We start from the raw sequence: 15,497 nt of genomic DNA, 5'->3' as shown, positions 1-15,497 counted from the left end.
GCGTTCGCTCCAGGGTCTCCTCTGTGACGCTAAATCCCCGAGGAGTAACGCTGGCTCCACTCCAATCAACCATGCTGCAAAGTGTCTTTTCCTTATTTTTCATACTAGCGGTAGCGATCAAAATAGCCCCCTGATTTGTATTATTACAAAAAGGATAGACTTTTATTTTCAATGTAGAGAAGTGATGAATGACAACACCTCTTCATAAAGAGTAGTGAAGACCTTCCCTTTATTCGAAAACCTTTGCTAAAAGTCAGTGGGTTAGAGTGGAAGGCTACTTGACTCCCGTGGGATAGCGAGACAGGCGAGCCCCTACACGGAGCGGTAGCGAAGGAAGCGGCTCGGCGCTCGCCCACAGGAAAGCAAGTAACCTGCAACGGAAATCCATTTCTACCTTTCAATTGACTATTTTGTTTTTCAACACTAAGAAGACGATGACAAATTATGCTGTCATCGTCTTTTTGTTTAATAGTATGAGGGATTATTGAACAAATTTAGGATCTAATATACCTAAACCACTACCTTCAAGTTCAAATTTCACTTTTGAAACTCCATCTAAATTAACATGAACCTTTACCTTGTCTTTGATTGCTCCACTATCATAAACCAATTTACCATCTGCATAAATTTTCAAGAAACCTATTCCGAAAGAGTTAGCTGATAATTTTTTAATTGGTGCCAAATTGGTTTCGAATCCCTTGTAATTTCCATTGGCTAAGTATTCCACTGTATGGTCTTGAACAGCGCCTCCCCCATGATAACCACCAAGTTGATAGGACCGCTCGAACTTTTCACCTGTACTAATAACGATAGAACTTGGGTTATGGAAGAAGTGGTCTTCATCACCCCCAATAGGTTTTACATCTTTTAAAGAGGTAAATTGAGGAACATCACCAATATAAACCGATTTTGTTTTACCATCCCACGTTACCTTTTCACCTAAAGATTCCGCGACGAAACGCATTGGGACATAAATCGTGCCTTGATAATTAAATCCAGATTGACCTTCTGGTGGGACTTTTTCAACCTTATCTACATAGTAATTGATTGGATCCTGAAACACGCTGATCTTTTTCATGTCACTTGCTGCTTCCGTAGTGGAGAAGTACGTAAAAGTCAAACCTCCTAATATAAAAAACCCTAAGTAACTTGTTATGATAAATAGTTTTTTCACAAAATCACTCCTTAGAATAAACATAGATATATGTAATTATACCAGAAATTTCATATAAACTTTAAAGATTTTATACTAGGATATTTTTAAGCAAGCTTTTTTATCTAGTAAAATTATATTTTCTGTACTAGTTTATTTGTACGCTATTTGAATATTAATGGAAAAAAACTCGACCCATAGCTAATGGATCGAGCGATTTTATTTTTTCTGCTAGTCAAATAATTTTCTTCTTAAAAATAGATGGTAGCACCTCTAACAACCGTTCACGTGTGATAGGATCACAATGATTCCATGAAAAATCTACGAAATGAGTCTTACCGGGAGTTAACTCGGCTAAAGTGGCGATCTGTGGACAGTGAGTAATAGTTCGTAATTCTTGGGGAGAAGCCAAGATAAAATTACGTTCTCCAGCATAGTGATTTATTTGATGCTGCTGAATTTCTATCCATGCTTGTCCTTGCTCAATTAGGTGCATCACTTTGGGAGTCGGACGAAAGCCAAGCGATTCATACAAGCTGGCAGCCAATCCGGTCTGACACATAACATAAAATTTTGCACCAAACTTGAGATAAACAGTAGCCGTCTCTCCAGCAACATAAGCATCTGCTAATTGCCTACGTACTAGCCTTACTTTGTCTTCATATGTAGTAATCCACTTTTCCGCCGCTTTACTCCGTTCAACTAGTTTAGCGATATACCGTAACCGCTCGAACAGTCTATACTTCTTATCCAGTACAACAGTTGGAGCAAGCGCATCCAGTTCCTGCAAGTCTTGCGGATAATAGCTAAGCAATATGAACTCCGGCTGCAGCTGTGCTATTTTATCTGGATCTACCCAATCCCCGATACTATGAATATTTCGCAACTTATTGTGATAAACCACATTATCTCTCATGATAGAGATGGCTGCTCCTATAGGGGCTATGCCTAGAACGAGTAATTCCCCAAGTGTAAATTTTCCATCAGTCACAATACGTGTTGCACCTGTAGGAACAAGAACCTTTCTGCCCAGTGAATCGATAACTGTTCTTTCTGGCGTATGAAGATGAATATTTGCATATTCACGTGGGGTGCTTCCAGTTAATTTATGAAAGCACCGACTGAAATAGTATTCATCTTTAAACCCAATTTGTCGAGCTATTTTGCTCAATGGATCGGTGGTATTACGCAGAAGTTCTTTTGCCTGATTTATACGTAAATGAGTCAAATAATCAGTCGGCTTTTTGCCAGTCAACGTTTTAAACTTTTGACTATATTGCCATCTGACCATTCCAGCCATGTTAGCCAGTTGTTCTACTGTCAAGTCCTCATCATAATGCTGCTCTATGTACTGTACAGTTTTTTGAACCAATTGTATCTTTTCTTCGTTCAGCAACTGGTTAGCTTGCTCATCTAACTGAACCATCATAGCCAGTATCTGCTGAAGTCTACCTTGCATCAGCGCCATTTCTGATGTGGATAGAGAGGAGCAAAGTTGATTATTTATCCATGCTTCATTTCCTAATACTTGCTTGACTTGAGAAAATAACAGATTATAGGGATAACCACAAAGCAAGGGTGGATGGGCAACCCGGTTCAAAGTCATTCCTTCTACTTTAAAAGTTTCAAAGGTAAAACGCACAAACTGTGCCTCTTTGTTACTTGATTCTACAGTGTAGCTTTGTACAGGTAAAATTAGAATGCAGCTTCCTTGTCGTAGATCGATAGCCATTTTGTCTACATACAGCCGTATGTCATGACTGAGTGCTATCAATAATGTGCATAAATTCGTTTCATTACCATTTATTCCCTTATCATAGCTACTGGCTGGCATGATCTGATCAATTTGAAATCGATCATACTGTTGTAGCCTAATATATAGGGGTGCTAGATTCATAAGCAACTCTCCAACCATTGAAAATGATTCTCATTACCGTTATTGTAACATATAATGACCCTCTATCAACTATTGTTCGAGTATGTGCTATTTTAGAATACAAACGATTTAAAAAATTGCTTGGGCAAATACAATTTTTACTGTTTGTGCATCCATTCTGGTAACTTTTTATACAATTGCTCCAAAGCTAATAAATTATCTGTGTTCCATTCATTAGGAACAACATAAACATTTCCCTTTTTGACTGCAGGCAAAGTTCCCCATACTGGGCTTTGTAGCAGTCGATCAGCTTCTGCTTCACTTTCCTCATCCTCTTGTACAATTACAAACAAATGATCACCGGAAAACTCTGGAAGTACCTCTTCGGAAACCTCAAGGAAAGATACCCCTTCTACATCAATAATATTCTTCTGTACAGCTGGTGGGACAGCAAAACCGTTTTCTCCATATATAATGGCACCAAAGTTACGATCGCCCATAACATAAAGTATTTTACCTAACTGGTAGAATACTGTTGCGGTCTCCCCTTCTGCTAATTGAAGTTTATCAAACATTTCTTTAGACTGTGTTTCAAACTTAGCAATAATTTTCGTTACTTCTTCCTGTTTACTCAATATATTCCCCATCTCCTTTACACGTTCTGCATAAGGAAGAGCTGGGTTGAAGGGAATCGTAGTAGCGATTTTTGACAATTCTTCGTTAAGATTTTGATCCGACTTGTAATAACCATTAATAATCAGATCAGGTTTTAAAGTCAGAATCGTCTCTAAGCTAGCAGGATTTCCAATATCAACGATGCCTTCAAGTTTATCACCATAGTAACTAGCAGGATCTTGAGGAAGATTATTACCAACAAGGGGAATATCCATCGCTAAGAAATCACCCGTCGTCTGACCAATATAAACCACTCGTTTTGGATCTGCAGGTATTTCAACCTGTTCGCCTGTAATCGTCGTATATTGAACTGTTGTCTCACTTTCCTCTGCTTGCACATCAGATTGAGCTGTTTTCTCGTTTTCCTTTTCCTTCACATCAGATGCGTTGCCATTAGAACTGCATGCCGATAATATCAACATCAATAACAGGAGGAAACTCCCTCCCCATAGTATATTTCGCTTTTCACGATGTTTCTTCACACTTATTGCCCCTTTCCTTCTTTCTTTTAATTGAAAATGATTATCATTTACAGCATTATTATAGTTGGTATAAAAAGCGGAAACAATGGAAAAAACGCAACGATTTATTTGGATAAATGTCAATAGTTATCCCCCCAAAAAACATCTGATCACTTATTTCATTTATAAGCAAACAGATGTAAATTACTCATTTATTGAAATTAACCTAAAAAGCTTTATTATCTCCACTCAGCAATGTTGAAATTGACAGATGGGGAAATTAGTAAATTTATCATTACTAGAATTGTTCATTTCATATGTATAACATAGTCATTAGAAGACACTGTAAAACAACAATCCCTCCTATCACTTATGAAGAGTACAACACTAACAAAAGGTAAATGATGATAATTCGAGTGTACGCACACTCCCCTAAAACTTACGCAATTGGTGGCAATTCGTATCGTTTGAAGAATCGCCTCGCTTCAGAATGTGAGTAAAATCATTGTGCTATACTGATTCTATCATTGTTCAAAATGGAGGTAATTCAATGAATAAAGAAGATCCAATACGCGACCTTATTATCCAAACTTCTCTAAAATTATTTAATAAAAAAGGTTACAATCAAACATCTATTCAAGATATTATGAATGCCACAGCATTACCTAAGGGTGCCATTTATAGACGTTTTGAAAATAAAAATGACATTGCCATTGCTTCCTTCAAATATTCTATGAGTATTATTTGGCATCATTATTTTGAAGCAATAAAATCTAAATATACAGCGACAGATAAAATAATTGCTATGTTTGAAGTTTATCATGATGCTGTTCATACCCCTCCTGTAGACGGTGGTTGCCCACTACTGAATACTGCTATTGAAAGTGATGATGGATTCCCAGAGTTACATGAGATAGCTGCGAACACACATAATGAAACCCTACTTTTTTTACAATCAATTATTGAAGAAGGTATTCATTCAAAAGAATTCAACCAAAATATAAATTCTTATTCCCTAGCATCTTTTTTATTCTCTACTTTAGAGGGTGCTGTGATGTCTAGTCGTTTAGCTTTAAATAATAATCATATAAATCACAGTATTGAACAAATAAAATACCTTTTACAGCAATACGCATCAAAGAGCCAAGAGGTTTAAAATATAATACCTCTTGGTTTTCACTAAAATGTAAGAATTATTTTGTTGAAATCAAATATATTTGCATATAAGATATTCTTACGGACCGGACAGTCCGGTCCGTAAGAATATTAATGTTACTTAAAGGAGAGATGATGTTGGAAATTGCAATTTTACTTTACGACGGCATTACAGCTTTAGACGCTATTGGTCCATACGAAGTGTTTGCTGCTACACAGCAATGTCATGTGAAATTTGTTGCTAAAGATAAAGGACTGATTAAACTAGATTCAAAGATGGGCTATTTGCATGCAGACTATAGCTTTTCTGACATTAGTTCTACAGATATACTTGTTGTACCTGGCTGTAGTCCCCCTAACTACAAAAATCCAATGAATGATGAAATAACACTAAATTGGATTCGTAACATACACCAAACAACTAAGTGGACTACATCCGTTTGCAATGGTTCTCTTATTTTAAGTGCTGCTGGTCTATTGAATGGAATGAAAGCAACTAGTCACTGGGGTTCCTTTGACATCCTGCAATCGTTTGGAACTACTCCAACTGAAGAAAGAGTTGTTCGTCAAGATAAAATGGTAACGGCAGCTGGAGTCTCTTCTGGTATTGATATGGCTCTACAAATAGTTGCTTGGGAATTTAGTGACGATCTTAGTAAAGGAGTTCAATTAATACTGGAATATGATCCACAGCCACCATTTGATACAGGTTCCGTAAGAAAAGCTCCTCTACCTTTAGTTAGAGATATAAAAAAAATGCTTCAAGAGTTTTCTGAGAAAGAGCCTGATATGTAATTCAATAAGTAACTAAAAAAATCATATTTAAGGTGATGCTTACCTTAAATATGATTTTAAGAAAATTTCTTAAATAATATAGAACTTTATTATTTATAAATACTAGCTATATAGGACAATAAGGCTGGAAACACAATCCATATGAATAAAAAAAGACTATAATCGATAAATAACAAACATTATTTGCTCATCTATTCCATCAACATACTGAACTACTTCTTCATCTTCCACGCTTTCCATATTATTATCCAAAAACACCTTCCCATATAATAATTGGACCTGTTGATTAGTTCAAAGTTGCAGAAGGTTCAACAATGTTATTACAATCTGCCCAACACTTTCTTGAACCTTAGATCGAGCAGCAAGAGAGGTTCTTCAATAGCTTTGTGATACTCAGCATTAGCATGGGCATTTGCAAGCCAACGTGACATTTCTCCAAATGGTTTAAATCTGTTTTTTGAGTAGTCACTAACTTGGATGAATCCAACAGCTATACCCCTCTTGAATAGCATCAAACCCAGTGTGTAGCTCCAACATCCATTAATAAACGGCATAGTTGGCTTAATAAACATTCAACTTTTTTATAAAAAAGATTGGCTATTCTATTTGATTTCTTCAGCCAGCTCTAAAATAATTCCTTCTGGTCCGCGAACATAGCATAATTTATAAACGTTTTCGTAGTTATAGATTTCACCAACAAGTTCTACGCCCTTCTTTGTCAATTTGCTAACAAGGGCTTCAATATCTTCAACATTGAAGGCAATATGCTGGATACCCAGAGTATTTGCTAAAGGATGCTGGATGCCTATTTCATTTGATGGTGCGTTAAACTTTACTAGTTCAATATTCGTCTCACCGTCTGGCGTTCGCAACATTACTATTTCTAGATTTGCGTCACTATCTGACGTTCGCAACTTTGCAACGCCCTCTTTAACATCTTGAAGCCCTATTACCCGCTCCATCCTTTTCACCCATTCACCCTCCACTTTTCCTTCCCCGAGCACCTCAAGGCCAAAGTCAAGAAAAAATGCTTTCGCTGCAGGAAGATCATTAACGATTATCCCCACATGATCAATCTTACGGATTTTCATATTTCATACCACCTTTCTCCTAATTTTAATCATTTCTTTTTGATTGCTGAATAGCTTTTTCCCCCAATTCAACAAACTATCCACCATTGGCAAATATCTATAACTAACATGAACTAATAATCCTATTTCTTAATCTTTTTTATCGTATATTAGGATGGTCCTTTTTACGAACAAAAACGCTTTAAAGTGCCTTTTCTGAAACAACTCTATAAACCTTATAGCTGGCACCCCAATAGCAATATAAAAAAGAAGCCCATTAAAATAAGGCTTCTTCTACACTTATAGATAAAAATTTTTCACTAGGTAACCCCATGTGCTATAGCTTTTAAAGGGGGAAGATCCCCAATAATACACAGACAATAATCATGACAATCGTAGAACCGAAAGCCCACTTTAAGAAGATACGTTGTAGCTTGCCGAAATCCTCTCCAACCATACCTACTAATAAATACGTAGAGGGAACAAGCGGACTTAGAAGGTGTACTGGCATTCCTAAAAGAGAAGCTCTACCAATTAAGGCTGGGTCGATGCCATATACTGCTCCTGCCTTGGCAAGTAACGGCAGTACTCCATAGTAAAAGGCATCATTTGACATAAAGAATGTAAAAGGTGCGCTTAGGATGGCTGTCACAACAGCAAAATGAGAACCCATTGCATCTGGAATATAATGAATCACTGAGTTTGCCATCGCATCTACCATCGATGTACCTGAAAGAATGCCTGTAAATATCCCAGCTGCAAAAACCATCGAAACAACAGATAATGCATTGTCAGCATAATTCGCAACACGTTCTTTTTGATCTTTCAATTTTGGATAGTTTACAGTAATCGCAATCGCAAAACCAAGCATGAATAATGTAACAGGCGGTAATAACTCCATAATTAACGCTACTAAAAGAACGATTGTCAGAGCATAGTTAAAGATAATTAGTTTTGGACGTTTCAAATAGTCATCTTCGACTGTAGCAGCAGGCTGAGCTGCCGCTTCATAATCATATTCTATAATACCAATCCGCTTTTTTTCCTGTCTTCCGAACGTAAATGCCATGAACAGAACAAAGATAGCCCCGCCAATCATCGCGGGAATCACTGGTGTAAAAACCTCAGACATTTCCAGATTCAAAGCGGTCATAACTCTTGCAGTTGGTCCTCCCCAAGGTAGGAGGTTCATCACACCTGAAGCTGAAACGGCAATACCTGCTAATACAATTGGTCGCATGCCAATTCTTTTATATAGCGGTAGAAAGGCAGAAATAGTAATCATGTATGTTGTCGTGCCATCACCATCTAAAGAAATCAGAAGAGCTAATACCGCTGTTCCGATGGCAATTTTAACAGGATCACCCTTTACTAACCTAAGAATCGTTTTAATGATTGGATCAAAGACTCCAGCATCAATCAAAATACCAAAGAAAAGAATGGCAAATAAAATCATAATCCCTGTTGGAGCGACACTTTTAATCCCATCCAACATCATAGGACCCATCTCGCCTCCGAATCCGCCAATAACTGCAAACGTAATTGGAACTACAATTAATGCAATCATTGCTGTAAGACGGCCAGTCATAATCAAAATCATAAAGACTATTATCATTAAAAAGCCTAAAATTGCTAGCATAATACTCCCCCCAATTGCTCCTCAAAATTATTTATCAATTTGATAAATAATTAATTTTCCGAATATTACACCTAATAATAAAATAACATCGATCAAATGTAATCGTTTACAAATTAATGTTTATTAATTTCTTTATAGCTATTTCGTACATTTTGTTCACGAAAAAGCATTCGATTCATGTACCGTCTATTTTAGATGTGCAAAAAAAAGAGGCTAACCTTGGACTATGTATTCTCTCTACCATCTGTATGAAACGGTAAAAAAGCAAACACATAGGTCTCAATAGTCAACCTAATAAAGCAAATATATTACTGTGCATAATAAGAATAAATCTACTTAGTAAATCTCCAATAATTTCTCATATTTCTTATTTTCTTCATCAAGAAATCTAGAGGTTTCACTACTGTTCATATAAAAATCTTCCCACATATATTTTTGCAAAATATGTTTCCATTCTTCGGTTTTGACCATTTTTGCAAATGTCATCTCCCAAAATTCGATTTCCTTTTTTGACATATTAGGTGGTCCCATAATACCGCGCCAATGTTTAAAAACAACCTCTATTCCTTCATCTGTCCATGTAGGAATTTCGGGGAGCTCCTTTAAACGTTTCTCTGATGAAATGACGAGCAATTGTACTTGATTCAAATCATAATATTTTTTAGCCTCGGATAAAGTCATCGTTGCCACATCTATTTGCTTTTTTAATAATGCATCAACTACTTGACCACTATTTTCATACACTAAAAAATCTAGTTTTTCAGGGCGTACTCCAGCCTGTTTACTCGCTAAAACAAAAGAAATTTGATCATCATTGCCTAATCTCGGGGAGACACCTATTTTATAGGCTTGGGGTGTTTCTTTCAGCTTTTCCATTAAACCTTTTGCACTTTTTATTTCTGAATCCTTCGAGACAATTACAACATCCCATTCTGTAGCCAAAGTGGCAATCGGTGTAAAATCTTTATAGGTTAACTTACTTTGCCCCAATAAATGATTGGTAATGAGTAGGCTTGAATTCATTGCTAGCACATGATCTTTTTGCTGTTTAGTATATTTCCACCCTAGCTCTCCACCCGCACCAATTTTATTCAGTATATGAATGTCCTCATCAATCAAGTTGTTACTCCGTAAAATGTCCCGTATGGCTCTTGCTGTTTTATCCCAACCTCCGCCAATAGAGCTTGGGGCAATGATTGTTACGGTATCTTTTATCGCTTCTTGCCCCTCATCTTGTGAACACCCAAAGCAAAGCATGACAACAAGCACGAAAATACTCATTATTTTTTTTCTCATTGTTCATTCCTTGTCCTTATTTTTGAGTCAACCTTGTTATTCTTTATAGTAATATTTCCTCTCAGGCCTTCCAACAACTCCATATTCATGTTTTGCCGTACAGACATCTATTGAAACGAGAAACTCTAAATACCTTCTTGCAGTTGTTCGAGATGCTCCAATTTGTTCACCCATTTCCTCAATGGAAATGCCGCCGTTCATTTCTTTCATTACATTTGTCACTTTGTCCAAAGTATGACGATCTACACCTGAGGGTAAATCCTTTTGAGTTGTGGATGATTGATTAGCGACACCAAAGTATCGATCAATCAATGTTTGATCCACCTCATCACGATGGCTTAGTAGCCGTTTCTTTTTTTTATATTCTTCAACGGCTTCCACAAATTTCTCCATTGTCACTGGCTTCAACAAATAGTTACTGACACCATATCTGACTGCCGTCTCAAGCATTGATTTTTCCGTTGCAGCAGTCACGATAATAATATCGATTGTTGGATAATGATCCCGTATCTTTGCTAATAAATTTGTTCCAAGATCATCCGGCATATAGATATCCAAAAAAAGCAAGTCAACTTCGTGTTTCTCTAGTATGTCCATCGTTTCCTTTGCATTCAATGCTTTCTGAACGACCTTTACATCTGGTAGCTTTTGCAAAAACTGTTCTTGCACTTGTGCAATACGAAAATCATCTTCCGCAATGACAACCTTAATCATTGTTCCCTCTCCTTCTTTTATCTTGCTTTACTGGCATTTAGACAACCGACTTAGATGGGAGTAAACCCCCAATTTCAACATCAGTAGAACTATAGATTATTTCACTGAGTAAGTTTCATTTTTTCGGTAGGAATACCGTGAAAATGGCCCCACCGTTTTTGTCATTTTTTACTTCTACTGTTCCATCTAAAGATTCTACAATTTGTTTAACATTAAATAATCCGTACCCTCTATTTTCTCCTTTAGATGAACTACGTAAATCAAATATAGAATCTAACATGTCTTCAGCAATTCCCTTGCCATTATCTTCTACTTCAATAATGATATCATTCCCAATTCCTGTAATTGAAAAATTCACCGTTCTCTCTTTTTGATTGGCTACGGCATCAAATGCATTATCAATAAGGTTTCCAATGATTGTAATGATATCCGTGATTTCAATGTGATTTGGTAAGGTATCTACATAACTATCGGGATCAATTTCAAAGGCAATTTTCTTTTCTGATGCATTGCCCAGTTTCCCTAATAATATAGCTTGAACATTTGTATCATGAATTTGATTGAATAGTATTCGGTTCTGGTGCTGATGATTGGCTGACTCTTTTTGAATAAATTCAAATGCATCCTGATATCTCTCTAATTGGATTAATCCTGATAATAAGTAAAGTTTATTAGAGTACTCATGCGTTTGCGCACGAAGTCCCTCTGAATATTCACGAACCTCTGTGATCGTATCAATAAGCTTTTTAAGCTCCGTTTTATCACGAAAACTCGAAACTACACCTACAATCTGTTCATTTTCGACGATTGGAATAAAATTGAAAATAAATACTTTATCATTAATTAATATCTCTACATTATGAATAGGCTTACCTTTCTGTAATACATGATCGATATTAATTGTTGGTGAGACATATTGGATATGTTGACCCATCAAGGATTCATCCATGAGGTTCAACATTGACCTTGCAGAATGATTGATTAAAGTTAAGAATCCATTTTGATCGACTGCAATGATTCCTTCCTTGACTGATAATAGAATGGCACTTCTTTCTCTATATAATGAGGAGATTTCATGCGGTTCCAGCCCCATCGTATCTTTTCTAATACTTTTGGTTAAAAAAATACCACCAATGATTCCTAAAATTAAAACAATCAGAGATGCAATGAGAATGGATTTAATTCGTTTGTAAATATTTTGATAGATGTCTTTTTCCGCGTATTCAACTGCTACGGTTCCAATTACACGAGTGTACGCTCCATTGTCTGCAATGATCGGAACCTTCCCTATTAAAACAGAACCGCTCTCTCGTTCCACTTCAAAATTATTAGAACCGCCAAATATTAACCCATAATTATTTGTATGATCAAAACTCTTCTGACCAACTTGACTTGGGTCTTGATGCGAATAAATAATCTTCTCCCGATCTTCAATAATAATATTTTCTGCATTTACCTGATCTATTACTTGATCAGCAATTGGGCGAAAACGTAGCTCTAAATCACTTTTTTCAATGGATTCTTTCAGTTCTGGCATAAGCGAGATTGTCATAGCCGATTGCAATGCCAATTGTTTAACTTGAGTCCTAGCATCAACATATTGCAAATAAGCAAATATGCTGGCGAGAAGAAAAACAATAAAAAGAATTAACGTGCTAATTAGTCCCAATATTTTTGTTTGTAATGGAATCTTTTTTTTGTTCAATATACTTAACCCTTTTCAACTAGTGTAATTCATTATTATTAATTTTCACCCTACTTTTATTAAGAATATACCATTGCGCTTAACTAAAAGGTTTAAATCCCTTTGTTGCTGCATTTAAGAGAATATAACAGACGCATTTCATGGTAATTTGACTGTTATGATTGTTTTAATTAGAAAAATCTAAAGAACTTACTAAAATATCAGAGAAAAGCCTAGTTTGAATCCAGCTTAATTTCTTGATTATACTATAATTCAAAGGGATTTTTGAATTTATAAAAGCCTTCCACCTAAATCAGTAGAAGGTTTCATATAGAGAGATAACAATGTTTTATTTGAACTAACGCCCCTAATGATTAAAGTATACCTGATCACTAAATAGGTGCATTTATCTTTATCGAGCTAATTATACAAATCCCCTGATTTTTTCATGGAATTTTATGTTAAAATCATTGAGATGAATTGGTTTAATTAAGGAGGTAATACTTATCATATTTTGGTTTCGACACTTACCACAGATAGATATGGATTTATCAGATTGGACTCCTTTCATACAGAATAATTGGTATCGTAAACATTATATGAAGTTTGTCTATCTACTTCAGTTTATCATTTTTTTGATTCCCTTTTTCTTTGAAACACATTTCACTTATATTAATAATTTTTCTCTCATTATAATCGGTATTATAGTTTTCATCATTCATGAGTATATACATATTGTTACCATAAACAAAAAAGGCGATATTAGCTTAACTTTCAGTGGATTTTTTTGGCTAAATACCAACGCAGTCTTATCCAAATCGAGATTTTGGTTCTTTATGAGCTTACCCTTTATTGTATTATCAGTAATCCCTGCCATTATGGCCTTATATGTACCAAGTAATATCAAACCAATCATAGTATTTGTAAGCTGGATTAACGCAGTCATTTCCGCTTCAGATATCATTAATTCATTTTTAATTGCCATTAAACCGAAAAGCGCTGTTTTTTACAGAGGTTATTATAGAGTTATATAGGGTTTATAGAGTTACTCATACAATCAAGGTATGTGACAACCTTGCACATACTCTTCAAACAAACCTGTTAGAACAGTATTATAACCTCATCACTAAAAGCTTAAAAAACTCAAACCTATCCATATATCTTATGGTGAGCTTAAGATTTCTTATTCCCATATATTCGCTTTATTAGAAACCTCCCTTTTCGTAGGGAGGTTTTTATACATTTCAACGTTCTGTAATGACTTGCCGCTTTTATGCTGCTGCAGTGATATTCCGTAGTATACTTTTATCACAACGAATTAAAGGAGTATAAAAATGCTTGATTCTAATCCTAATTGGCTGGCACATTGCACAGAAATAAAAGATTTAGCCAAATCATTATTTCAAAAATCAACGATACATCTTGATAGTGCGGCTCTGTTATTGATTACGGATGGCCAAACCACTCTATCCATTAATGGGCACAATGAACATATTGTATTTGGGCATTTAATTGCCCTTGATAGTGGTGCGGTTATCCAACTTACAAATACAAACCGTCTTGATTTTTCAGGCTATTTAATTAGCTTTGATCTGTATGATATAGAAATGAAATCAATCTGTAATTGGTCTATCGATACAATGAATGGTTACTCCATTCAACGAGTGCCTGAAACGGTCATCGCAGATATTCGCATGTCGCTCGCTAAAAACATAGACCCTCTCCCTATCACCATTAAACAATTTATTTTATACAGCTTGCTGAAGGAATTACAACAGGAGCGACCAACAGATGCATACACACTTGAGCAAAGAATTGAACAGACTGTCGTTTATATGCAAAATAAATATAATCAAATGATGACAAGAGATGAACTAGCAGCTATTGCTGGATACAGCCCATGGTATTATTCGAGAAAGTTCATTGAGTTATATGATAAAACACCGATCGCTTATTTAATTAGCTATCGTATTTTCCGTGCACAAGAAATGCTATTAACAACAGATGACTTATCACAAAACATCGCAAAGAAAGTTGGCTTTGATGATGTGCAAAACTTTAGTCGACAGTTTAAACGCATTGTTGGTCGCCCACCTAAGCAATTCAAAAAGACCATTGGTGATTATCGTGTTTGCTTTCTCTCACCTGCACACGCAGAAATTGCGATTGCATTAGGTGTTGCACCTCATTGTGTCACTGTGACTAGCTCCCTAACGCCAACATATCAAAAGATGCTTTTTCATGAAGTTGGTACAACCATTTTAGAAATGCCACAATATGTGATTCAACAAGACACCATTGTCCAGCAACAACCCGATTTAATTATCGGTGTCGACTTAACGGAAGAGACCAAACAACACTTTCAAACGATCGCCCCTGTTATCACTGGGCTACCTTATGATTTAAAATCACTCATTCGTTATTTTGGTGAGTTGTTTCATAAAGAGAAGGAAGCTATACAAATCATTCGGGAACTTGCGACACATGTAGAGGTTCTAAAAAATAAAATACAACAGCATATTGCAAAGGATGCTACTGTACTTTACTTACGTGTGGAAGAGTTGGGTTATCGCTATTTCGGTGAGTCTTCTAGTGACTCGGCTATCCTTTTATATCAGGAACTTGGCCTACAAATGCCTGACATATTGCGTGCAAATGAAAATAGTTTCAACACATGTTCTTTACAACAATTAGTGGCAGCCAATCCTACCTATTTGTTTATTGAAAAGCGCATAATGGATTATTATACTGCAGACCTTAGCTTAGCTACTCTACAAAAAAGTGAGCAGTGGGCAAATTTAGATGCTGTGAAAAATAAGCGTGTTTTTTATGTGGATACTGGTTTATGGATTAACAATTGCAGTGTATTTGGCAAAAGGAAAATTATGCAACAGATTGAACAATCAATTTTAGCTGTTTACCCTGAAACACAATAATCCAATTTTTAAGGCACTTTATGCTATATTAGACGCTCTCATA

At 35.9% G+C, this 15,497-nt stretch carries 12 protein-coding genes; 4 read left to right on the top strand and 8 right to left on the bottom strand.

What is annotated here, in order from left to right:
• Positions 1-481 precede the first annotated feature (481 nt).
• From ACEVFT_RS00165 to ACEVFT_RS00155, 3 genes are all read right to left on the bottom strand, one after another.
• Positions 482-1,174 carry a stalk domain-containing protein gene (locus tag ACEVFT_RS00165; RefSeq protein WP_205446108.1) on the bottom strand — a complete coding sequence of 231 codons (693 nt, stop codon included), beginning with the start codon at positions 1,172-1,174 and terminating at the stop codon, positions 482-484.
• A 214-nt stretch (positions 1,175-1,388) separates the two neighbouring features.
• On the bottom strand, positions 1,389-3,050 hold the full coding sequence (locus ACEVFT_RS00160; protein ID WP_393947491.1) for a helix-turn-helix domain-containing protein: 1,662 nt from the start codon (positions 3,048-3,050) through the stop codon (positions 1,389-1,391).
• A gap of 137 nt (positions 3,051-3,187) precedes the next feature.
• On the bottom strand, positions 3,188-4,186 hold the full coding sequence (locus ACEVFT_RS00155) for an ABC transporter substrate-binding protein (RefSeq protein WP_393947496.1): 999 nt from the start codon (positions 4,184-4,186) through the stop codon (positions 3,188-3,190).
• Between the two features lie 529 nt (positions 4,187-4,715).
• Between ACEVFT_RS00155 and ACEVFT_RS00150 the strand changes: the two genes are divergently transcribed.
• Together ACEVFT_RS00150 and ACEVFT_RS00145 are read left to right on the top strand one after the other, a co-directional pair.
• Complete coding sequence (locus ACEVFT_RS00150) at positions 4,716-5,321, top strand: TetR/AcrR family transcriptional regulator (protein ID WP_393947489.1); 606 nt, start codon at positions 4,716-4,718, stop codon at positions 5,319-5,321.
• Between the two features lie 137 nt (positions 5,322-5,458).
• Entirely contained in the window at positions 5,459-6,115 is a 657-nt protein-coding gene (locus ACEVFT_RS00145; protein ID WP_393947487.1) for a DJ-1/PfpI family protein, read from the top strand.
• A gap of 602 nt (positions 6,116-6,717) precedes the next feature.
• Here ACEVFT_RS00145 and ACEVFT_RS00140 read toward each other — a convergent pair.
• The 5 genes from ACEVFT_RS00140 to ACEVFT_RS00120 all read right to left on the bottom strand — a co-directional run bounded on the left by ACEVFT_RS00140 (position 6,718) and on the right by ACEVFT_RS00120 (position 12,542).
• Positions 6,718-7,206, bottom strand: coding sequence for a VOC family protein (locus ACEVFT_RS00140; protein ID WP_393947485.1), 489 nt, complete (start codon positions 7,204-7,206; stop codon positions 6,718-6,720).
• A 325-nt stretch (positions 7,207-7,531) separates the two neighbouring features.
• Complete coding sequence (locus ACEVFT_RS00135) at positions 7,532-8,824, bottom strand: CitMHS family transporter (RefSeq protein WP_393947484.1); 1,293 nt, start codon at positions 8,822-8,824, stop codon at positions 7,532-7,534.
• A gap of 336 nt (positions 8,825-9,160) precedes the next feature.
• Positions 9,161-10,120 carry a tripartite tricarboxylate transporter substrate binding protein gene (locus tag ACEVFT_RS00130; RefSeq protein ID WP_393947482.1) on the bottom strand — a complete coding sequence of 320 codons (960 nt, stop codon included), beginning with the start codon at positions 10,118-10,120 and terminating at the stop codon, positions 9,161-9,163.
• Positions 10,121-10,156: 36 nt separating this feature from the next.
• Positions 10,157-10,834, bottom strand: a complete 678-nt coding sequence (locus ACEVFT_RS00125; RefSeq protein WP_393947481.1) for a response regulator — start codon at positions 10,832-10,834, stop codon at positions 10,157-10,159.
• A 115-nt stretch (positions 10,835-10,949) separates the two neighbouring features.
• Positions 10,950-12,542, bottom strand: coding sequence for an ATP-binding protein (locus ACEVFT_RS00120; protein WP_393947494.1), 1,593 nt, complete (start codon positions 12,540-12,542; stop codon positions 10,950-10,952).
• A gap of 476 nt (positions 12,543-13,018) precedes the next feature.
• On the opposite strand from ACEVFT_RS00120, the gene ACEVFT_RS00115 reads away from it, so the two are divergent.
• Together ACEVFT_RS00115 and ACEVFT_RS00110 are read left to right on the top strand one after the other, a co-directional pair.
• Complete coding sequence (locus tag ACEVFT_RS00115; protein ID WP_393947492.1) at positions 13,019-13,552, top strand: DUF3267 domain-containing protein; 534 nt, start codon at positions 13,019-13,021, stop codon at positions 13,550-13,552.
• Positions 13,553-13,852: 300 nt separating this feature from the next.
• Positions 13,853-15,454 (top strand): helix-turn-helix domain-containing protein, encoded by a 1,602-nt coding sequence (locus ACEVFT_RS00110; protein WP_393947480.1) that lies wholly within the window; start codon positions 13,853-13,855, stop codon positions 15,452-15,454.
• Positions 15,455-15,497 lie beyond the last annotated feature (43 nt).

The organism is Lysinibacillus sp. PWR01, assembly GCF_043359455.1.
Lineage (GTDB): Bacteria > Bacillota > Bacilli > Bacillales_A > Planococcaceae > Lysinibacillus > Lysinibacillus fusiformis_F.
The sequence above is the reverse complement of the archived record's forward strand: the minus strand, read 5'-3'. Positions and strand labels throughout refer to the sequence as shown.